The sequence below is a fragment of the Streptomyces sp. NBC_00086 genome (assembly GCF_026343255.1).
In the GTDB taxonomy this organism is placed as follows: domain Bacteria; phylum Actinomycetota; class Actinomycetes; order Streptomycetales; family Streptomycetaceae; genus Streptomyces.
Genome location: NZ_JAPELZ010000001.1, coordinates 2,526,306 through 2,547,571, shown reverse-complemented (window position 1 = coordinate 2,547,571; position 21,266 = coordinate 2,526,306). Strand labels below are relative to the sequence as shown.

Below are 21,266 nucleotides of genomic sequence, written 5' to 3'. Positions count from 1 at the left end.
CCGTGGGGACGGCCGCTGCATGGGGGTGGGACCTGCGCCGCCCGTGAGCGTGCCCGTATGACGTCTTGTCATGGCACGCTCACCACAGTTGTGCGTGAGAGTAGAAAGGTCTGGACCAACCGTCAAGAGGTCCAGACCTCCCGTAGCGCCCCCGGAGGGATTTCCGGCCGGATCCGGCTAGAGCCCCAACTCCTGTGCCAGCACTGCCGCTTGGACCCGGCTGCGCAGCTCCAGCTTGGCCAGCACCCGGCTGACGTGGGTCTTCGCCGTCGCGTCCGCCATCTCCAGGCGCACGGCGATCTCCGCGTTCGACAGCCCCTCGCCCAGGCACCCCAGGACCTCCCGCTCGCGCGGGGTCAGCGATTCCACCGTCGCCGGCACGGGGACGCGTACGGGCCGCGGATCCGCGAACTCGGCGATCAGCCGCCGGGTCACCGCCGGGGCGATCAGGCCCTCCCCGCGCGCGACGGTCCGTACCGCCGTGATCAGCTCCGCCGCGTCCGCGTCCTTCAGCAGGAAGCCCGAGGCGCCCGCGCGCAGCGCGCCGAAGACGTACTCGTCCAGGTCGAAGGTGGTGAGCACGAGGACGTCGGCCAGAGCCTCCGCGACCACCAGACGGGTCGCCGACACCCCGTCCAGGCGCGGCATCTGCACGTCCATGAGCACCAGGTCGGGCCGCAGCTCGCGGGCCAGGCGCACGGCCTCCTCCCCGTCCGCGGCCTCGCCCACCACCTCGATGTCGCCGGCGCTGCGCAGGATCAGGACCAGCCCGGCCCGTACCGCGCTCTGGTCCTCCGCCACCACGACCCTGATCGTCACGTCCGTACCGCCTCTTCTTCCACGGGCAGCGTCGCCCGGACCCGCCAGACCGCGTCCGCGCGGCCCGCTTCGAATGCCCCGCCGAGCAGTTCCGTCCGCTCGCGCATGCCGATCAGGCCGGCTCCGGAGCCGGGCGCGCGGGGGCCGGGGCGTTCCCCGTAGGGGGAGTCGACGGCGACGTGCAGCGCGCCGCCCCCGCCCCGGCCGGCCCCCGCGCCCGCGGGGCGGTCGCGGGCCAGCCGGACGGTGACGGTGCCCGGGGCGGCGTGCTTGAGGGCGTTGGTCAGCGACTCCTGGACGATCCGGTACGCCGCCAGTTCCACCGGGGCGGGCAGCGGTTCGCGGGCGCCCCCGGTGGGCGCCGCCTCCCCGGGCCGGTCGTCGAGGAGCACGAAGTCCAGCCCGCTCGCGGCCCCGTTCGTACGGGCCTGCTCCAGCAGGGCGTCCAGCCCGTCCAGCGAGGGCGTGGCGACGGCCTCCTGGCCGGCGCCGACGTCCCGCAGCAGTCCGATCAGGCGGCGCATCTCGGCCAGTCCCTGGACGCTGTTCTCCCGGATCACCCCGAGCGCCTCGCGGCTGGTGGCGGGGGAGTCGATGGACAGCGCGGCGGTGGAGTGGATGGCGATGGCGGAGAGGTGGTTGGCCACCATGTCGTGCAGTTCGCGGGCCATCCGGGCCCGCTCGGCGACGACCGCCTGCGCCCGGTCCATCTCGGCCAGCAGCGCGGTCTGCTCGGCGCGCAGCCGGGCGGCCACGGCGGCCTCGCGGTGGTTGCGCAGGGTGGCTCCGGTCAGCGCCGGGCCGAAGCTCACGATGCCGGTGACCACGCCGATCAGCAGCGCTTGCGGGGTGCGCAGCCAGGCCACGGCGGCGATGGAGACGGCGACGGTGATCAGGCCGGTCGTCACCGGGAGGCGGCGGGCCATGGCCGGTTTGCCGTAGACGACGGCCGCGTACATCAGGTCGGTGAAGATCAGGACGGTGGCCAGGTTCCCCACGGTGAACTGGTCGGCGACCAGCCCCGCGGTGCCGACCGCCAGGGTCACCCGGGGCATGCTCCGGCGCAGCAGCTCCATCGCGCCGAGGGTGAGGAGCGGGACCAGGGCCGCCCAGGCCGGGAGCAGGTCCCGGGTGGGGGAGCTGTGCACCCCGAGCGACCACAGGAGCAGGCCGGCGGCCACGCTGAACGCGGCGAGCAGGACGTCGTCTCGGTGCGGCGGCGGGATCTTGAGGGTCACGGACCCATCCAACAGGGTGCGGCGGGGGCGGGCGTCGCCATCACGGCCGAGCCCGCGTACATCGAAGGATGCAGGTCGGCCCCCGTGGCATTCGTCATCGGCGACGAGGAAACGGTGCGAACCGGGCGGGAAGCTGGAGGCATCCCCCACCACAGGAACGGAGAGTCCCGTGCTCGTCACCCTGATCATCGCCTGTGAAGTCGGCTTCTGGGTCCTGCTGACCGGCGGCCTGGCCCTGCGCTACCTCGCGAAGATGCCGAAGGCCGGCGCGGCCGTCCTGCTGTGCGAGCCGCTCCTGGAGCTGGTGCTGCTGGTCGCCACCGCGGTGGACCTGCGCGGCGGCGCCGAGCCGGACTGGAAGCACGGACTCGCCGCGCTGTACCTCGGCTACACCGTCGCCTACGGGCACTACACCGTGCGCTGGCTCGACGGCCACGCCGCGCACCGGCTGGCCGGGGGCCCGAAGCCGGCCGGCGCCGGCTACGGCGCGGCGCGGGCCGTCCACGAGTGGAAGCTGTTCGCGCGGACCGTCCTCGCGGCGGCCGTCGCGGCCGGACTGCTCCAGGCCGCGATCTGGTACGTCGGCGGTTCGGGCGACACCACGGTGCTGCACGGATGGCAGCTCACGGCCCTGCGGGTGGTGGGCATCCACGCCCTGATCGCCGTCACCTACACGGTGTGGCCGAAGCGGGCTCCCGCGAAGGCGCTCTCCACGGCGGACCGTTCCTAGGCGAGCCGTCCACGACCTACCGGTCGCCGCCCGGGACCCACAGGACGTCGCCGACCTCCTTGTTGGCCGTGCGGGCCAGGATGAACAGGAGGTCGGAGAGGCGGTTGAGGTAGGTGGCCGTCAGCGGGTTCATGACCTCGCCGTGTGCCTCCAGGGCCGCCCACGTGGAGCGCTCGGCGCGCCGGACCACCGTGCAGGCCTGGTGCAGGAGGGCCGCGCCGGGGGTGCCGCCGGGGAGGATGAAGCTGCGGAGCTTCTCCAGCTCGCCGTTGAAGAGGTCGCAGTCGGCCTCCAGCTTGTCCACGTAGAACTGCTCGACGCGCAGCGGCGGGTACTCGGGGTTCGGGACGACCGGGGTGCAGAGGTCGGCGCCCACGTCGAACAGGTCGTTCTGCACACGGACCAGGACCTTCACGACATCGGCGGGCAGCGAGCCGAGCGCGATGGCCGTCCCGATGGCCGCGTTGGCCTCGTTGGCGTCGGCGTACGCCGAGATGCGCAGATCGGTCTTGGCCGTGCGGCTCATGTCGCCCAGTGCGGTCGTGCCCTTGTCGCCGGTGCGGGTGTAGATGCGCGTGAGGTTCACCATGCCGCCACCCTAGTGCGGACCAACTGGGGCCCCCTGTCGCACTGCTGGGCCGTCCCGGTGTGATGTCCGTCATCTGAGACGTGACGCGTGTTACTTCGCGGTCACTGGGCCCCTCGCGGACGCTAGTCTCCGCCGGAGAACGAACGAGGCTGTGCCGTATCCGAGGCCGTGTCCTATTCAAAGAACTTGGGGTGTGCAGTGGCTGGGAAGCTCGCCGTGATCGGCGCCGGACTGATGGGCTCCGGAATCGCGCAGGTCTCCGCTCAGGCGGGTTGGGACGTCGTGCTGCGCGATGTGACCGATGCCGCCCTGACGCGCGGTACCGACGGGATCAAGGCCTCGTACGACAGGTTCGTCTCCAAGGGCAAGCTGACGGCCGAGGACGCCGAGGCGGCCCTGGCCCGCATCACCACGACCACCGAGCTCGAAGCGGTCGCCGACGCCGACATCGTCGTCGAGGCCGTCTTCGAGAAGCTGGAGGTCAAGCACGAGATCTTCCGCGCGCTCGACAAGCTGGTGCGCGAGGACGCGATCCTGGCCTCCAACACCTCCGCCATCCCGATCACCAAGATCGCGGCCGTGACGGAGCGTCCGGAGCGGGTCGTCGGCGCGCACTTCTTCTCGCCGGTCCCGATGATGCAGCTGTGCGAGCTCGTGCGCGGCTACAAGACGAGCGACGAAACCCTCGCCACCACCCGGGCGTTCGCCGAGTCGGTCGGCAAGACCTGCATCGTCGTCAACCGCGACGTCGCCGGATTCGTGACGACCCGTCTCATTTCGGCACTGGTCGTCGAAGCGGCGAAACTGTACGAATCGGGCGTCGCCTCGGCCGAGGACATCGACATCGCCTGCAAGCTCGGCTTCGGGCACGCGATGGGCCCGCTGGCCACCGCGGACCTCACCGGCGTCGACATCCTGCTGCACGCCACCAGCAACATCTACACGGAGTCCCAGGACGAGAAGTTCGCGCCGCCGGAGCTGATGCGCCGCATGGTGGACGCGGGCGACATCGGCCGCAAGAGCGGTCAGGGCTTCTACAAGCACTGAGCACCAGTTCGAATGCCTGCACCCCACAGGGTGAATTAGGTATCGGTTCGCTCACGGTCGGCAACTTCCCTGCCCCTGAGGCAGTCAGTTGCAGTGAGAGTTGCCGACCACGGACCAGTCGGACCATACGCAATCAGTACCGCGCTGCCGGGAGTACACATGCACATCAGGGGCGACCACGCCGAACTCGCTGTCGGGGGTCGCCTCGACGTGCGCAGCGCGGCGGACGCCCGTACGGTCCTGCACACCGCGCTGGACGACGGTCACGGCGACCTCGTGCTGGACCTCACCGGGCTCGACTCCTGGGACGCGACGGGCCTCGGCGTGATCATGGGCGCCCACCGCCGGGCCGGCCGGACCGGCCGCCGGCTCGTCCTGCGCGGGGTCCCGCCACAGATGCAGCGGCTGCTCGTGGCCACCCGGCTGCACCGGATCCTCGCGATCGAGGGCGGGCTCGAAGCGGAGTCGCTGCCGCGCGCGTGACGCCCTTGCGCGGTCCACGTGCGCGCGGCCTGCCCTGCGGAGCCTGCTTTACGAGGTCTGCGCAAACGTAACGGTCCGGTGGTGAAGGCACCCCTGCGGTTCCCGCCCCGGCGGGCACGGTCTAGGGTTCGGGCGGAAACCGGACCAGTAGCGACAGCGGCGTGAGCGAAGGCCGGGCGGGACGACGGCGCACGGCGCACGGCGCGATCGGGGGACTTGGTCATGGACCGGAGCAGCACACAGGGGCAGGCCGATCCGGCGGAGCAGCCGGCGCGGGTGGTGACGCTGACGTCCGGCGACCTCACCCTCACCGTGAACCCCGTCGACGGCAGCGAGATCGTCCGCACGCACCGCCCCGGCGGCGAGGTCGCCCCCGCCCCGGTCAAGCGCACCCCCGCCGCCCGCGCCTCCGCGGCGGCCGCCGCACGGCCCCCCGTGCCGCCGGGCGCCCCGGCCGGCGCGCGGCGCCTGCTGGGCCGCGAGGAGGAACGCGAACGCCTCGTACGCCTGCTCACGCGCGGCCGCTCCGTACGGCTGACCGGGCCGCCCGGATCCGGGCGCACGGCGCTGCTCGACGCGGTCGCCGACGCCTGCGCCGACCTCGCCCCCGACGGGGTCGTACGGCTCTGCGGGCACGGACACCAGCAGCCCGGCGAGCTGCTCCAGGCGCTGTACGCCACCGTGTACGAGGCTCCGGCCGAACGCCCCGACCGGGCCGGACTCCTCGCCCGCGTGGCGGAGATAGGCGCCGTCGTCCTCGTCGACGACCTCGAGATGGGCGGCACCGCCCTCGACGAACTGCTGCGGGCCACGCCGGAGTGCGCGTACCTGCTGACCGCCACCCCCGACACCCGGGCCCCCTCCGACGACTCGCACCTCGAAGAGGTCTTCCTCGGCGGGCTGGCCCGCGCCGACTGCGTGGCCCTGCTCGAAGCGGGCACCGGACGGGCGCTGACGGACGAGGAAACGGCCTGGGCCGGGGACCTGAGCTTCGCCTCCGAAGGGCAGCCGCTGCGCTTCGTACAGGCGGCCGCGCTCCTGCGCCAGCGCGACGAGCTCAACCGGACCGGCACCTTCGACGAGTACGACGATGACGAGGAACCCGGCGTCTTCGAGGAGAAGCCGCGCGACACCGTCTTCGTGCCGCTGCCGACGCTGGCCGAGGGCGCCGCTCCGGCGGAGCTGCTCGCCTCGCGGGTCAGCGAGTCCGCGCGGGCCGCGCTGCGGATCGCCTGCGCGCTCGGCGGGGAGCTGCCGCACCACACGCACCTGCCCGCGCTGGTCGGCGACACGCACGCCGACACGGCCGTCGCCGAACTGCTCGACTGCGGGCTGCTGAGCCCCGTCGGGACGCGCCACCGGCTGGCCGCGGGGGTCGCGCGACAGCTGGAGGAGATCGGCTACGGGGACACCGCGGCCGAGGAAGCCCGTACGGCCGCCCGCCACTACGCCTGGTGGACCGGGCACGCCTCGGTCAGCCCCGCGCGGGTCGCGGCGGAGGCCGACGCGGTGCTCGCGGCGCTGGCCGGGGCCGATGTGGTGGCCGCGGTGCTGCTCGCGCGGACGGCGGCGCCGGCGTTCGCGGCCTCGCTGCACTGGGAGGCCTGGGAGCGGGTGCTGCGCGCGGGCGCGGAGGCCGCGCGGAAGGCCGGCGAGGTCGCGGAGCAGGCGTACTTCCACCACGAGCTGGGCGTACTGGCCCTGTGCGAGGGCCGGCTCGACCGGGCGCGGGCCGAACTGGAGGCCTCGATCGGGCTGCGCGGCGCGCTGGCCGACAAGCGGGGCACCGTCGCGGGACGGCGCGCGCTGGCCCTGGTCACCGACCGCGAGGCGGCGGAGGTCCAGGTGTCGCCGCCGCTGCGACTGGCTCCGCCGGAGGCGTCTGCGGCCGGGGGCGGGGGCGGGACCGGGGGAGCGGTGAAGCCGGCCGGGCCGGGTCAGCCGGGGGCACCGGGTGATCCGGGTGTGCTGCCGGTTCGGGGTCTGCCGGGGCTGCCGCCGGGGGCGGGGGCTCCGCTGCTTCCCGGGGCTGCCGGTGCCGCGCCGGTTCCCGGGCTTGCCGGGCTTGCTGCTCTTCCGGGGTCTCCCGGGCTTCCGGGGGCTGCCGGGGCTCCGCTTGCTCCGGGAGCCCCCGGTGCTCCCGCTGTTGCCGCGGGCGCGGGAACCACGCCGTTTCCCAAGGTTCGCCAGACACCGGGCGTTCCCGGTGCCGCAGTGACTTCGTTGGCTGCGGGTGCTGCGGGTGCTGCGGGTGCTGCGGGTGCTGCGGGTGCTGCGGGTGCTGCGGGTGCTGCGGGTGCTGCGGGTGCTGCGGGTGCTGCGGGTGCTGCGGGTGCTGCGGGTGCTGCGGGAACTGCGCCGTTTCCCACGGTCCGCCAGACACCGGGCGTTCCCGGTGGTGCCGGTGTTCCCGGCGCCGCCGGGACTCCGTCGGCTCCCGGTGCTGCCGGTGTCGGCGGGACGCCGTCCGCTCCCGTGGCCCCCTCGGCTCCCGTGACTCCGGCGACCCTGTCGAAGGCCCTCGCCGCCCTGCCCGGAGCGGGTGCCGGGGCCGTCCCCGCGCCCGAGCGCGCCGGGACGCGGGCCACGGACGCCGTCACGACGGTGGTGCCCGCGGTGGCGCCGCCGGGCTCCGTCGCGCCCGCGACCCTGGCCGAGGTGTTCGAGGACGCCTTCCCGCTCACCCCCGAGCCGGATCCGGGGCCCAAGACGCCCGAGCCCAAGGCGAAGCCGAGGTCCGGCCGCAAGCCGATGCTGCTGGCCGCGGCCGGGGCGGTGACCGTCGTGGTGCTGGGCACGGTGGTGGCCCTCGCGATGACCACCGAGGACGAGACGCCGCCCGCGCAGGCGCCGGCGGTCTCCACGGCCCCGAGCTCGGACGAGGTGCAGCCGCAGCCGAGTACGCCGGATGCGAGTGGGGACGCTCCCTTGCCGGAGCCGGAGGCCTCGTCCTCCACCTCGCAGGCACCGGGTACCACTCCGACGCCGCGCAAGTCCACCTCGCCGAAGCCGACGCCGACCGTGTCGTCGTCGAGCCCGGTGAGCCAGCCTCCGCCGCCGGCGACGAGCTCGGCCCCGCCGGTGAGCACCCCGCCGGCTTCCCCGAGCCCGTCCGCGTCCGCGTCCGCGAGCCCGAGCCCCACGAACACCGTGCCGACGGAAGAGCCGAAGCCCCCCACGACCGAGACGGAGACCGCGACGCCCTGACGGCCCGCCGCGCCCCCGTCCGCGCCGACGGGGGCCAGGGGGTGCTGCAAAGCCCGCGTACGTCCGGTACGCGGGCTTGCGCCCGGCGCGCCGAGAACGCGCACCGGACGCCGGGGGGCCGCCCTTCGGGCGGCGGGGGAAAAGTGCCGACGGGCCCTAGAACAGGCGGAGCTTGTCGTCCTCGATGCCGCGCATCGCGTTGTAGTCGAGGACGACGCAGTCCATGCCGCGGTCGTTCGCCAGGACGCGGGCCTGGGGCTTGATCTCCTGGGCCGCGAAGACGCCCTTGACGGGTGCCAGGTGCGGGTCCCGGTTCAGGAGCTCCAGGTAGCGCGTGAGCTGTTCGACGCCGTCGATCTCGCCGCGGCGCTTGATCTCCACCGCCACCGTCGCGCCGGAGGCGTCCCGGCACAGGATGTCGACCGGTCCGATCGCGGTCATGTACTCGCGGCGGATCAGCGTGTAGCCCTCTCCGAGGGTCTCGATCCGGTCGGCCAGGAGCTCCTGCAGGTGGGCCTCGACCCCGTCCTTGATCAGACCCGGGTCGATGCCCAGCTCGTGCGAGGAGTCGTGGAGGACTTCCTCCATGGTGATGATGAGCTTCTCGCCAGCCTTGTTGACGACGGTCCAGACGCCGGCATCGTCGCCGCTCCCCTCCTTGAGGGTGCACGGCGGCGACATCCAGTTGAGCGGTTTGTACGCTCGGTCGTCCGCGTGGATCGAGACACTGCCGTCGGCCTTCACGAGGATCAGACGGGGTGCCGAGGGCAGATGGGCGGTGAGCCGGCCCGCGTAATCGACGGAGCAGCGGGCAATGACGAGACGCATGGTCGGCAACGCTACTCGACGAGAAGGCCTGCACGCGATTCGCCCCCGAAAGCCCCGTTCGAGGATGGCGCGTTGTATGCGCATTCTCCTGGTGCGGTACCCAATGGGCGCCTACCGTGGTGAGCGGGAGGTTGCGACTCGTGCACGCTGCGTCGCGATCTCCCTCCCTGCCCGTAAGGCTCCGGCAACCCAATCGGCCGGAGTCGCGAGAGGAGAACCCATGTCGCTCGACGTCTCACCGGCCCTACTCGAACAGGCCGAGCGAGGCGAGGTCGACGAAGCCGCTTTCGTCGACTGCGTCCGGACCTCCCTGCCCTACGCATGGGAGATGATCAGCTCGCTGGTGGCCCAGCTCAAGGTGGACGGCGGACAGTTCGCCGACAACCAGACGCCCCCGCCGGACGAGCAGGCGCGTGGCCAGCTGCTGCGCGCTCTCGCGAGTGACGCGATACGGGGTGCGCTGCAGCGCCACTTCGGAGTGCGCCTGGCATTCCAGAACTGCCACCGGGTAGCGGTGTTCCCGCTGGACTCCTCGGTGGACGACCGGCTGGCCAAGTTCACTTCGATCCGAGGCCAGCTGCTCAACCAGTCGCCCGAGATGCGCGACTGCTAGCAAGGAAGACCGCACCGACAGCAGGACCAGCACGACCGCACTCCGTACGACCGCACTCCGCACCTCCGTACGACCGCACCTCCGCACGACCGGTACCTCGCTGCCGCTCCGGTGCCAACGGAGCGGCAGCCCTGGTCTCAGCCGAGCCGGGGAAGCACCTCGGCGCCGAGGCGCCGGAGGTTCTCCTCGGTCGCGGCGAGGTCACCCGACCCTTCCGTCAGCAGGGCGAACCGCGTGATCCCCGTACGTTCCGACGTGGCCGCGAGCCGGTCGGCCGCCAGCTCCGGCGTGCCCACGGGGTGGAGATCGCACAGCAGCTCGGTGTACGCGACCGGGTCCCGCATCGCCCGCTGCCGTCCGTCCACCGTGACGTGTGCGTCCAGACCCTGCTTGAGCCAGCCCGGCATCGCCTTCAGCAGCGTTTCGCGGGCGTCCGCCGTCCGGTCCGCCAGCTGGCAGACCCCGGCCGACACGTGGCCGGCCTCGGGCGAATGCCCCGCGGCCCGTGCCGTACGCCGCCACAGCTCGACCATGGCGGCCTTGTCCTCGTCCCCGCAGTGCATGCCCAGCAGCATCGGCAGTCCGCGCTCCGCGGCCATCCGTACGGAGCCCGGGGAGGTGCAGGCGACGATCAGTTCCGGCCCCGTCCCGTCGCCGTGCAGCGCCTCCGACGCGCGCGGTACGACGGCCACTTCGCGGAAGCCGTACCGGCCGCCGGCCTCGGCCCCGGGTGCCCCCACGCGCGGCTCGGCCAGCCAGCGCCGCAACAGGTCCAGGTCCTCCGGGAAGCGGTTCTCGTACGCGTCGAGCCCGCCGCCGAAGACCTCCAGGTCCACCCAGGGACCGCCCCGGCCCACCCCCAGGGTGAACCGCCCCTCCGAGGTCAGGTGCAGCAGGGCCGCCTGCTCGCCCAGGGCCACCGGGTGGGTGCTCGGCAGGACGCTCACCGCCGTGCCCACGCGCAGCCGCCGGGTGCGGCCCAGCATCAGGGCCGCCAGGGTCACCGCCGACGGGCAGACCCCGTACGGGACGAAGTGGTGCTCGGCGAGCCAGACCGAGTCGAGCCCGGCCTCCTCGGCCACCTCGGCGGTCCGTACCGCCCGGTGCAGTGCCTCGCCCTGTCCCTGTCCCGGGAACTGGGCCGCCAGTACAAATGCTCCTACGCGCATCGCCTTTAGCCTCCTCGCGGCTGACGCGGCCTCCCCCAGGCGGACCGGTTGCTTCTCCGGCAACAACGTCTGACACGTGCCAAAGGCACGGCCTGAACGGAAAGTTATTGGGATTGTCGGGTCAGTCACGCAAACCGATTGATCCGTACTACCGTCGTCCTTCGGCCACCCTGCGGGTACCCCGCCTCGCTGCGCGTAGTCTGGGAGAAAGTCACTGCCGTCCGCCCATCCGTGAGGTATACGTGTCACCGCGCCACAACCGCCCCAGGGGCGGCGAGAATCCAGCCGATCGTTCGGACCAGGGCTCGGGCCCGGGCAGTCTGGACCGGTACGGCCTGGAGCGCACGGAGGAGTACCAGGGCGAGGACTGGAAGGTCCGGCACGTCGCGGGCGCGAGCGCCGCGGGCAAGCGCTACCGCTGCCCCGGCTGCGACCAGGAGATCCCCTCCGGCACCCCGCACCTGGTGGCCTGGCCCGAGTACGGCGGGGTCGACGACCGCCGGCACTGGCACAAGGCCTGCTGGAACGCGAAGGACCGCCGCACCTCCAAGGTGCAGCGGTCCCGCAACGCTCCCAAGTACTAGACGTCCCGGGTCCTAGACGTCCCTGCGGCCGACCACCACGTACGAGGCGGCGACCGCGGCGCCCGTGACCAGCAGGATCAGCACCATGTGGTTCAGGCCGCCCGGGAGCGCCATGCTGGCGCCCGACGACGGGTCGGAAGCGTTGGTCGGCATGCCGAACAGCTCCATCATCGCCACCGGCACGTTGTACTTGAGCAGGCTCCTCCCGACCGGGGCGACGGCCTCCCAGATGCTGAGCACGGCCCCTATCACCGGCGGCAGCGTGACGACGCCGAGCATCACGGCGATCGCCCCCGCCGAATGCCGCACCAGCGCCCCGATCGCCAGGGCCAGGACGCCGAGCAGGGTGACGTACAGGCTGCCCACGAGCCCGGAGGCCCACTCGGAAGGCGGGTGCGGCCCGGCGTCGGGACCGTCGCGCAGGATCGAGGCGGTCAGTCCCACCAGGCAGACCGAGCCGGCCGTGGTGAGGAACGCGGTGAGGCCGAAGACGAGGTACTTCGCGGTGAGCACCCGGTACCGGTCGGGGGCCGCCGTGAAGGTGGTGCGGACCAGGCCGGTGCCCCACTCGGAGGTGATCGTCAGCACTCCGAGCACCATCACCGCGAGCTGCCCGACCAGCAGTCCGAAGAGGGCGGGGGCGATGAACGGCATCTGCTCGTAGTCCACGTCCCGGGTCTGCACGATGACCGTGCCGCCGATGCCGACGACGAGCAGCACCAGGGCGCCGAGCGTCCACATCGTGGAGCGCACCGAGGTCAGCTTCGTCCACTCCGAGGCCAGCGCGTGCCCCAGGTGCGGCCGGGGCGTCGGCAGGGGCGAGGTGTAGCCCACCGGGCCCTGGTCCCCGGCGGTCGTCGCGGTCGGCGGGGCGGTCATCGGGTGTCCTCGGGCTTCTGCGCGGGCGTGCGCACGGGGTCGGTGGAGTGCGTGGTGCCGGGGGAGGGCTCGGCCCCGGGGGACGCGGCCCCGGGGCCCGCGAGCTCACCGGGGCTGGTCGGCATCAGGAACGGCCGGGCGCCGGTCCCGGGCGGCGGGGGCGCGAAGAAGCCGGCCTGCGGGACCTGGAGGGCCTCGGCCGCTTCCTCTTCCTCCCACTTCGGCACGCTCAGCGGTTCGGGCTCCCAGAGCTCGGCGCGCGGGTCCTCGGTGGAGGTGTACTCGACGGAGGACTGGGTCATCCGCATGTACGCCTCCTCCAGCGAGGCCCGGTGCGGCGACAGCTCCCACAGCCGTACGCCGGCCGCGTGCGCGAGGTCGGAGATCTGCGGCAGCTCCAGCCCGGTCACCCGCAGCGCCCCGTCGGGCTCCCGCAGGACCCGGCCGCCCGCTTTGGTGAGGACGGAGCCGAGGGTGTCCCAGCCACCGGGGTCGGTGTCGGCCGTGCGGACCCGGGCGAATCCAGCCGAGTTGTGGGTGATGAAGTCCTGGGTGCCCATGTCGGCGAGCAGCCGGCCCCGGCCGATCACGATGAGGTGGTCGGCGGTCAGCGCCATCTCGCTCATGAGGTGCGAGGAGACGAAGACGGTGCGGCCCTCGGAGGCGAGGCGGCGCATCAGATTGCGGACCCAGAGGATGCCTTCGGGGTCGAGGCCGTTGACCGGCTCGTCGAAGAGCAGCACCTGGGGGTCGCCGAGCAGGGCGGTCGCGATGCCGAGCCGCTGGCCCATGCCGAGCGAGAAGCCCTTGGCGCGCTGCCGGGCCACGTCCTGCAGCCCCACGACGCCCAGCACCTCGTCCACCCGCTTCTCGGGGATCCCGGAGAGCTGGGCGATCGACAGCAGGTGGGTGCGGGCCCGGCGGCCGCCGTGGACGGCCTTGGCGTCGAGCAGGGCCCCGACGTGCCGCTGGGCGTTCGGGAGCTCGCGGAAGGGCAGGCCGTTGATCGTGACCCGGCCGGCGGTGGGCCGGTCCAGGCCGACGATCATGCGCATCGTGGTGGACTTCCCGGAGCCGTTGGGCCCCAGGAATCCCGTCACATGACCTGGCTTGACCTGGAAGGAAAGGTCGTCGACAGCGGTCTTCGCGCCGAAGCGCTTGGTCAGGCCGACTGCCTCGATCATCTTGCTGCCCCTTGCCAGGCCGGGACGACTTTCGCCCGCGTAAGGGTTAAGAGGATATCCAGTCCCTTGCGGTTCCACGTCGTCCCGGACCCTGAGCTACCCCTGAGAACCGACCCGGGGATCCCCCGTACGACCCGGGGGATCCTCGTAGTACTTCAGGCGTCCCTCTTCTTGAGGACGAGGTAGCCGCCGAGCACGGCCGCCAGCACCCACAGGGCCATGATCCCGAATCCGCCCCAGGGGCCGTAGGGGACCTTCTCGCTGCCCATCGCCCCCGGGATCACCTGCATGATCTTGGATCCGGCCTGGTCGGGGAAGTACTGGGCGACCTTCCGGGTCGCCGGGACCGCCCCGAGGATGGTCGAGATCAGGAGGAAGAACGGCATCAGGATGCCGAGCGAGAGCATCGAGCTGCGCAGCATGGTGGCCACGCCCATGGAGAACAGCGCGAGCATCGCCATGTACAGCCCGGCCCCGAAGACGGCGCGCAGCACGTTCGGCTCGTCGATGCCGATGCTGCGGTCGCCCAGGATCGCCTGTCCGATGAAGAAGGACGCGAAGCTGGTGATCAGGCCCACGATCAGCGCGAGCCCGGTGGCGACGAGGAGCTTGCCGGCCAGGAAGCTGCCGCGCCGGGGCACGGCCGCGAGCGAGGTGCGGATCATGCCCGAGCTGTACTCGGTGCCCACGACCAGCACGCCGAAGACGATCATCGCGAGCTGGCCGAGGGACATGCCGGCGAAACTGGCGAGCGTCGGGTCGAAGGTGGCCTGCTCCTGCGCGGGCATGTCCTTGAAGGAGGAGTTGATGAACGCGCAGAGCAGTGAGCTGATGCCGACCGTGACGATGGCTGCCGAGGCCAGGGTCCAGACGGTCGAGGCGACCGAGCGGATCTTGGTCCACTCGGACTGCAGGACGGCGGAGAAGGCGGACATGATCACTTACCGCCCTTGCGCTGAGCTTCGAAGCCGGCGCCCCAGGCGGGTACGTCGGCCGGCCGGGCCGGGTTGTCCGCCGCCATGCCGGGTCCTGCCGGGAACCCGGCCGCCCCCGGTGCGTGGGCGTGGTACTCGACGGAGTCGGCCGTCATGCGCATGAACGCTTCCTCCAGTGAAGCCCGCTGCGGGCTGAGTTCGTGCAGCACGATCTGGTGCTGGGCGGCCAGCTCGCCGAGCCGTTCCGACTCCACGCCGTCGATCTCCAGCGCGCCGGTGGCCGGGACGCTGATCGCGTCGATCCCGGCTTCGTGCAGGACGTCCTTCAGCCGTTCCTGCTGCGGCGTGCGGACGCGCACGTAACTGCGGGAGTTCTGCTGGATGAAATCGGCCATGGACAGGTCGGCCAGCAGTTTTCCCTGTCCGATGACGACCAAATGCTCCGCGGTCAGGGCCATTTCGCTCATCAGATGGGAAGAAACGAAGATCGTTCTTCCCTCCGCCGCGAGCCCCTTCATCAGATTGCGGATCCAGAGAATTCCCTCCGGGTCCAGACCATTGACGGGTTCGTCGAACATCAGGATCTCCGGGTCGCCGAGCAGCGCGGAGGCGATGCCGAGCCGCTGGCCCATACCCAGGGAAAATCCTTTCGACTTCTTCTTCGCCACGGCCGTCAGGCCGACCAGGTCCAGGACCTCGGAGACCCGGCTGGTCGGGATCCGGTTCGACTGGGCGAGGCAGAGCAGGTTGTTGTACGCGCTGCGGCCGCCGTTCATCGCCTTCGCGTCCAGCAGTGCCCCGATGTACTTCAGCGGCTCCGGCAGGTCCCGGTAGTGCTTCCCGTCGATCCGGACCGTACCGCTGGTCGGATTGTCGAGGTCGAGCATCATGCGCATGGTCGTGGACTTGCCCGCCCCGTTGGGGCCGAGGAAGCCGGTGACCACCCCCGGTCTGACCTGGAAGCTGAGGTTGTCCACGGCGGTCTTCGCGCCGAATCGTTTCGTAAGGCCCTCAAGCTCGATCATTACGCCACGCTAGAACGCCGAAGGGCCGAACGCCACCTTCTAAAGGTGACGCACGGCCCTACTTAGGTCGTGAAACGGGCGAACGGTACCGCCCGGTAACCGCGACGCGAAGGTCAGCGGCTCTGCTGCGCCGGAACGCCGCGGGTGACCGGCTCGTCGTCGATCGGCGCGGAGGCGGCGGCCACCGCCGCACCGGTCAGCGTCGCCAGCATCTCGCGGACGTTGGTGAGCTGCGCGTTGATCGAGTCGCGGCGGTTGGTGAGCGCCGCCAGCTCGCGCTCGGACTCGCTGCGGATCCGGTCGGCCTTGGCGTTCGCGTCGGCCACGATGTCCTCGGCCTGGCGCTGCGCGGTCTCCACGGTCTGGCGGGCGCGACGCTCGGCGTCCGTACGGAGCTTCTCGGCCTCCAGGCGCAGCTGCTCCGCGCGGTGCTCGATCTCCGCGAGACGCTTCTCGGCCTTGGCCTGACGGCCGGCCAGGTCGCGCTCGGACTGCTCGCGGCGCTTGGCCAGGTTGGTCTCGAAGTCCGCGGCGGCCTGGGCGGCCTTGGCGCGGGTCTCCTCGAAGAGCGCGTCGGCCTCCTCGCGCTTGGAGGCGGCGTCCTTCTGGGCCTCGGTGCGCAGGGAAGCGGCGTCGCCCTTGGCCTTCTCGACGATCCGGACGCCCTCGTCCTCGGCGGTCGACTTCCGGTCGGCGGCGAACGACTCGGCGTCGTTGCGCACCTGCTGGGCGGCCGACTCGGCGAGCTCGCGGTGCTGCTCGGCCGCGCGACGGGCCTCCTCACGGAGGTCCTTCGCCTCCTCCTCGGCCAGGCGCAGGATCTTCTCGACCCGGGCGCCGAGACCGGCGTACGACGGCTCGGCGTCGTTCACCTGAGCCTGGGCGTTCTGCGTTTCGAGGTGCAACTCCTCGATCCGCTTTTCCAGAGAGTTGATACGTCCGAGGGCGCTGTCACGGTCGGAGACCAGCTTGGTGATGCGGTCGTCCACCTGACCGCGGTCGTAACCACGCCGCACGAGCTCGAAGCCGAAGGGGGAGGATGTGTCGCTCATGGGGTTCCTGTCGAATGAGACCGATGAGGTGCTACGCGGGGTGTTAGGTGTTAAGGGGAATCCTAGGCGCCAAGACGGCGTGTCATCGAGTCAATCCGCGTTTGATCTGGACAATGACACCCCTTTTGAGTGGCAAGGCGACAGAATGCTTGTCACTCGTTCGCCTGAACCTCCATCAGGGGCACAGACTTGAGCGTGCTGACTAGCCCTCTGACGTCTTGCCACCCGAACGAGTGGAACCCGCTGTCGCACCGGCCTTCACGCCCCCCGCGCCCTGGCCGCCGACCCCGGGCTTTCCGCCACCCGAAGGCGCCTCGAATGATTCCAACGCCTCAAGAACGTCCTGGACACGGGAGATCTCCGCCTGAATGTCCTCGCGCCTGCGCACGAGCACCTCCAGCTCGCGCCGGCCCTCCTCGACGAGCCGCTCGGCCTCCGTCTTCGCCTCCGCGAGAGCGCCCTCGGCGGCCCGGACCAGCTCGGCCTTCTTCTGCTCGGCCTCCTTGAGCAGCGCCTCCGCCTTGCGCACGGCGGCGATGCGGACCTTGCTCGCCTCGCTGCTCGCGTCCGACACCAGCGCCTTGGCCTTCGCGTCGGCCTCGACGCTCTGCTCGGTCGCCGCCCGCACCAGCTTGTCCACGCGCTCGCCGGCCGACTTCATCTGCTCGGCCGACTCGCGGCGGGCCCGCTCGTGCAGCTCCTCGACCTCCGCCTCGACGCGGCCGCGCAGCTCCTCCGCCCGATCCCTTATGGCCGACGCGTCGGTGCGCGCCCCGACCAGCAGCTCGTTGGCGTCCGTACGGGCCTTCTCCACCAGGGAGTTGCCCTCCACGGTCGCCTCGGAGGAGATCCGCGCGGCTTCCTTGCGCGCCGCGTCGACCATCGCGTCCGCCTGCTCCTCGGCCGCCGTCGTGGCGGCCAGTGCCTGCTTCTGCGCGTCCCCGGTGAGCTTCTCGGCCTCCGAGGAGGCCTCCGTGATGAGCCGGTCGACCTGGGTCGCGGCCTCGCTGCGGCGCTTGTTGGCCTCTTCGCGGGCCTCGTCCAGCACCCGCTCCGACGCGGTGCGCGCCTCGCCCCGGATCCGCTCCGCCTCGGTGGCGGCCTCGGCCTTGACCCGCTCGGCCTCGGACCGGGTACGGGTCGCGTGCTCCTGCGCCGAGGACAGCGCCTCGGAGGCCTCGGCCCGCAGCCGCTCGGCCTCGTTCGCCGCCTCGCCGACCGTGCGCTCGGTGTCCTTGCGGGTCTGCTCGGTGAGCCGGTCCGCTTCGGCGACGGCCTCGCCGACCAAGTGGTCCGCCTGCTCGGCGGCCTCGGTACGGATCCGGCCCGCCTCGGCGCGCGCCTCGTCCAGGGTCCGCTCGGACTCCCGCTCGGCGCCCGCCAGGGTCTCGTTCGCCGCGACCGTGACCCGGTCGGCCTCCGCGGTGGCCTCGCCGATGATCCGGCCGCCCTCCGCGCGGGCGTCGTCCAGGGTGCGTGCCGCCTCGGCGCGCAGCCGGTCGGCCTCCGCCGCGGCCTCGCCGACGGTGGCCTCGTTGGCCGTGCGCGTCTCCTCGACGAGCCGGTCGCCCTCGGTGCGCGCGTCGACGAGGATCCCCGTCGCGTCGCGCTCGGCCCCGGCCAGCGTCTGCGCGGCCTGCGCCGTGAGCTGCCCGGCCTTCGCGTTCGCCGCGTCCAGGGCGGCGGCCGCCTCGGCGCGCAGCGCCTCGGCCGCGGCCTCGGCCTCACCGACCGTCAGCGCATTGGCCGCGCGGGTCTCCTCGGTGAGCCGCTCCGCCTCCGTGGTGGCCTCGGTGATCAGGCGGTCCGCCTGCTCGGCCGCCTCCGTGCGCAGCCGGTTCGCCTCGGAACGGGCCTCGTCCAGCGTGCCCGCGGCCTCGGTGCGGGTCGCCTCCGCGGCGGCCTCGGCCTCGGCCGTGAGCCGCGCCGCCTCCGCCAGGGCCTCGCCGACCGTGGCCTCGTTGGCCGCGCGGGTCTCCTCGGTGAGCCGCTCGGCCTCGGCCGTGGCCTCCGCGACGATCCGGCCGCCCTCGGTGCGCGCGGCCTCCAGGGACTCCGCGGCCTCGCCGCGGATCCGGTTGGCATCGTCGCGGGCATCGGCCTTCGTACGGGCCGCGTCGCGCTCGGAGGCGGCCAGCGCGTCGGTGGCCTCCGTGCGGACCCGCTGCGCGTACTCCGCCGTCTCCGTGCGCAGTTGCTCGGCCTCGGCGATCGCGTCCCCGACCGTCCGCTCGGCCAGCGCCTTCGCCGCGTCCGTCTCGGTGCGCGCCTCGCTGCGGATCCGGTTGGCGTCCTCGGTGGCCCGCTCCCGCTCCGCGTACGCGTCGGCGCGGACCCGGCCGGACTCCTCCTCGGCCTCCGTCTTCGTACGCTCCGCCGCGTGTTCGGCCGCGCTGCGCAGCCCCGCGACCTCTTCCTCGGCCTGCTCGTGCAGCCCGGCCACGGCATCGCGCACCTGCTGGGCGGTGGCCTCGGCCGCCGCGACCACCTCGGACGCGCGCCGCTCGGCCTCCTCGGTGAGCCAGACCGCCTCGGCGGTGGCCTCCTCGGACCGCTTGCGGGCCTGGGCGAGGAGCTCCTCGCTCTCCTCCCTGGCCTGCGCCCGCTCGCTCTCCGCGTCGGTACGCGCCGAAGCCAGCGTCTCCTCGGACTCCCGGCGGCGCCGGGCGGCCTCCTCCTGGGCGGCGGACAGCGCCTCGGCCGCCTCCTGCGCGACCCGCTCGGCGGCGGCCTTGGCCTCCGCGCGCAGCCGGTCCGCGGTCTCCTGCGCCTCGGAGCGCAGCCGCTCCGCCTCCGCCTCGGCCTCGCCGGTCAGCCGCACCGCGGCCTGCTCGGCCTCCGCGCGGGCCCGGCCGGCGTCCTCGGCGGCGTCGGTCCGCAGCTGGGCGGCCTCCGCCTCCGACTGCGCCTGCAGCGTGCGGATCCGCTCCGCGGACTCCGCGCGGAGCCGGTCGCTCTCCTCGGTGGTCTCCTTGCGGATGTTCTCGGCGGCCGCGCGGGCGTCGCGCAGCGTCTGCTCGGCGGTCGTCAGGCGGCCCTCGGCGTCGGTGTGCAGCCGGACGAGCTCCTCGTCGGCCTCCGCCCGCTTCGCCGCCAGCGCCCGCTCGGTCTCCTCGCGCCGCACGGCGGCCGCGGCGTCCGCCTCGGCCCGTACGGACTCCGCCTCCTCCTCGGCCTCCGCGCGCAGCCGTGTCGCCTCGGCGCGGGTCCGCTCCAGGGTCTCCTCGGCCTGCTTGCGCAGGGTGGTGGCCCGCTCGACGGCCTCGCCGCGGACCCGCTCGCTCTCGGCGTTCGCCCCGGAGCGCACCTCGTCGGCGTCGGCCCGGGACTTGCCCAGCAGCTCCTCGGCGGTGCGGGCCGCCTCCTCGATCTGCTGGACCGCCTCGCGGCGGGCCTCGCCGCGGATCCGCTCGCCCTCGGCGACGGCCTCCGCGCGCAACTGCTCGGCCTCGCCGCGCAGCCGGCGGGCCTCCTCCTGGAGCTCGACCGTACGGGCCCGGTACTCCTCCGTGTCGTCCTTCGCGGCGCCCTTGAGCTCATCGGCCGTGGCCGCGGCCTGGGCGCGCAGCCGCTCGGCCTCCGCCTCGGCCTCGCCGCGGATCCGCTCGGCCTCCTCGGACGCCGCCCGGGTGGTGGCGCGGGCATCCTCCGAGGCCTTGTTCAGGACCTCCTCGGCGGTGCGGGCCGCCTTCGCCAGCTGGGCCGCCGTGTCCTCGGCCGCCGCGGTACGGGCCTGCTCGCCGGCCTCCGCGCGCAGCCGCTCGGTCTGCGCCCGGGCATCGGCGAGCGCCTGCTCGGCCTCGGCCTTGAGGGCCTCGGCCTCCTTGTTGGCCTCGCCGACCAGGCGGGCCACCTGCTCCTTGGCCGTACGGGTGCGCTGCTCGTTGACGGATTCCGCCGAGGCGAGCTGCCGTGCGGCGCTCTCCTTGGCCTCCGCGAGCAGCTTCTCCGCGGCCGCGCGCGCCTCCCGTAGGGCGCCGTCGGCCTCCTGGGCGCGCTGCTCGGCGACCCGGCCCAGGTCCATCGTCTGCTGGCGGGTCTGCTCGGCCTCGGCGGAGGTGGTGGAGCGCAGCCGCTCCGCGTGCTCGGTGGCCTCCTGGGCCTGCGCGGAGGCGGCGGTCAGCAGCCGCTCGGCCTCCTTGCGGGCGCGCAGCAGCGTCGACTCGGCTTCGGCGCGGGCGGATTCGTTCTCGGAGGCGAGCCGGCGGGTGGCCTCGGAGGCGACCCGGGCGGCTTCGGCGCGGGCGGTGTTCAGGGTCTGCTCGGCCTCGACGCGGGACTCGTCCATGAGCCGGCGGGCCTGCGATTCGGTACGGGCGCGCAACTGCTCGGCCCAGGCCACGTTCTCGTTGACGTGGGCTTCCACCGTCTGGCGGCGCTCGCTCAGCTCCTGGTCCAGGCGCTGGCGGCGGTTGACGGCCTCGGCGTGCAGTTCGGCCTGCAGGCGCGCCTGGTGCTCGGCGTGCTCCTGGAGGATGCGCTGGGTCTGCGCCCGTACGTCGCGCAGTTCGCGCTCGGCGTCGGAACGCATCTGGTCGGCCTGGATCTGGGCATTGCGGAGCAGCTGCTCCGCCTGGTAGCCCATGTCCGCGCCGTCGTAGGCGGGGCGGGACGCCAGATTGCGGCGTACCTCGTGGAGCTTGGCGCGCAGCACCTCGACCTGGTACCCCAGGTCATCGGCGTGCTGGACGGCCTTCCCGCGTTCCTTCTTCAGCCGCTCCATCTCGGCTTCGAAGCGCGAGAGATGGTCGGCCTCGGCCTGATGGCTCTCCTGGCTTTCGTAGCCCCGCACAGCGCGGTCCCATCCGTCCCCTGGTCGCAAGCCCGATCCCAAACGAGCGCCGTCCGCCCGCTGAACGACGCCCCCGGGGAATGGTGTCAGAT

General features: G+C 72.9%; 17 protein-coding genes. 6 read left to right on the top strand and 11 right to left on the bottom strand.

Features of this window, described 5'->3' with window-relative positions; translation table 11 throughout:
- Positions 1-177: 177 nt before the first annotated feature.
- Entirely contained in the window at positions 178-819 is a 642-nt protein-coding gene (locus tag OG276_RS11085) for a response regulator transcription factor (RefSeq protein ID WP_266904418.1), read from the bottom strand.
- Positions 816-2,069, bottom strand: a complete 1,254-nt coding sequence (locus tag OG276_RS11080) for a sensor histidine kinase (protein WP_266904416.1) — start codon at positions 2,067-2,069, stop codon at positions 816-818. Before OG276_RS11080 ends, OG276_RS11085 begins: the two co-directional genes overlap by 4 nt.
- 157 nt (positions 2,070-2,226) lie before the next feature.
- On the opposite strand from OG276_RS11080, the gene OG276_RS11075 reads away from it, so the two are divergent.
- Entirely contained in the window at positions 2,227-2,787 is a 561-nt protein-coding gene (locus OG276_RS11075) for a hypothetical protein (protein WP_266904414.1), read from the top strand.
- Positions 2,788-2,803: 16 nt separating this feature from the next.
- Here the strand turns inward: OG276_RS11075 and OG276_RS11070 are convergent, their stop codons facing one another.
- Positions 2,804-3,376, bottom strand: a complete 573-nt coding sequence (locus OG276_RS11070; protein ID WP_266904412.1) for a cob(I)yrinic acid a,c-diamide adenosyltransferase — start codon at positions 3,374-3,376, stop codon at positions 2,804-2,806.
- A gap of 198 nt (positions 3,377-3,574) precedes the next feature.
- Between OG276_RS11070 and OG276_RS11065 the strand changes: the two genes are divergently transcribed.
- The 3 genes from OG276_RS11065 (at position 3,575) to OG276_RS11055 (ending at position 8,113) form a co-directional block, all read left to right on the top strand.
- On the top strand, positions 3,575-4,423 hold the full coding sequence (locus tag OG276_RS11065; protein WP_250744745.1) for a 3-hydroxyacyl-CoA dehydrogenase family protein: 849 nt from the start codon (positions 3,575-3,577) through the stop codon (positions 4,421-4,423).
- Between the two features lie 159 nt (positions 4,424-4,582).
- Positions 4,583-4,906 carry an STAS domain-containing protein gene (locus OG276_RS11060; RefSeq protein WP_243336243.1) on the top strand — a complete coding sequence of 108 codons (324 nt, stop codon included), beginning with the start codon at positions 4,583-4,585 and terminating at the stop codon, positions 4,904-4,906.
- A 222-nt stretch (positions 4,907-5,128) separates the two neighbouring features.
- Complete coding sequence (locus OG276_RS11055; protein WP_266904409.1) at positions 5,129-8,113, top strand: ATP-binding protein; 2,985 nt, start codon at positions 5,129-5,131, stop codon at positions 8,111-8,113.
- Positions 8,114-8,269: 156 nt separating this feature from the next.
- On the opposite strand, the gene nucS is transcribed toward OG276_RS11055, so the two are convergent.
- Positions 8,270-8,941, bottom strand: coding sequence for an endonuclease NucS (gene nucS / locus OG276_RS11050; protein ID WP_266881159.1), 672 nt, complete (start codon positions 8,939-8,941; stop codon positions 8,270-8,272).
- Between the two features lie 220 nt (positions 8,942-9,161).
- Here nucS and OG276_RS11045 point away from each other — a divergent pair, with 220 nt between their 5' ends.
- A complete protein-coding gene (locus OG276_RS11045) occupies positions 9,162-9,554 on the top strand; it encodes an SCO5389 family protein (protein WP_243336246.1) in 393 nt (130 codons plus the stop codon).
- Positions 9,555-9,691: 137 nt separating this feature from the next.
- Here the strand turns inward: OG276_RS11045 and OG276_RS11040 are convergent, their stop codons facing one another.
- Entirely contained in the window at positions 9,692-10,723 is a 1,032-nt protein-coding gene (locus OG276_RS11040; RefSeq protein WP_266904406.1) for an LLM class flavin-dependent oxidoreductase, read from the bottom strand.
- A 242-nt stretch (positions 10,724-10,965) separates the two neighbouring features.
- Here OG276_RS11040 and OG276_RS11035 point away from each other — a divergent pair, with 242 nt between their 5' ends.
- Positions 10,966-11,307: an ATP/GTP-binding protein gene (locus OG276_RS11035; protein ID WP_254384262.1), complete on the top strand. Its 342-nt coding sequence runs from the start codon at positions 10,966-10,968 to the stop codon at positions 11,305-11,307.
- A 12-nt stretch (positions 11,308-11,319) separates the two neighbouring features.
- Here the strand turns inward: OG276_RS11035 and OG276_RS11030 are convergent, their stop codons facing one another.
- The 6 genes from OG276_RS11030 to scy all read right to left on the bottom strand — a co-directional run bounded on the left by OG276_RS11030 (position 11,320) and on the right by scy (position 21,174).
- Positions 11,320-12,186: an ABC transporter permease gene (locus OG276_RS11030; protein ID WP_266904404.1), complete on the bottom strand. Its 867-nt coding sequence runs from the start codon at positions 12,184-12,186 to the stop codon at positions 11,320-11,322.
- Complete coding sequence (locus OG276_RS11025; protein WP_266904402.1) at positions 12,183-13,370, bottom strand: ABC transporter ATP-binding protein; 1,188 nt, start codon at positions 13,368-13,370, stop codon at positions 12,183-12,185. Before OG276_RS11025 ends, OG276_RS11030 begins: the two co-directional genes overlap by 4 nt.
- 155 nt (positions 13,371-13,525) lie before the next feature.
- Entirely contained in the window at positions 13,526-14,305 is a 780-nt protein-coding gene (locus OG276_RS11020) for an ABC transporter permease (protein ID WP_266904400.1), read from the bottom strand.
- A gap of 2 nt (positions 14,306-14,307) precedes the next feature.
- Positions 14,308-15,330: an ATP-binding cassette domain-containing protein gene (locus tag OG276_RS11015; RefSeq protein WP_266904398.1), complete on the bottom strand. Its 1,023-nt coding sequence runs from the start codon at positions 15,328-15,330 to the stop codon at positions 14,308-14,310.
- 113 nt (positions 15,331-15,443) lie between these two features.
- Positions 15,444-16,382, bottom strand: a complete 939-nt coding sequence (locus OG276_RS11010) for a cellulose-binding protein (RefSeq protein WP_243336252.1) — start codon at positions 16,380-16,382, stop codon at positions 15,444-15,446.
- A gap of 202 nt (positions 16,383-16,584) precedes the next feature.
- On the bottom strand, positions 16,585-21,174 hold the full coding sequence (scy, locus tag OG276_RS11005; protein WP_266904396.1) for a polarized growth protein Scy: 4,590 nt from the start codon (positions 21,172-21,174) through the stop codon (positions 16,585-16,587).
- Positions 21,175-21,266: the final 92 nt, after the last annotated feature.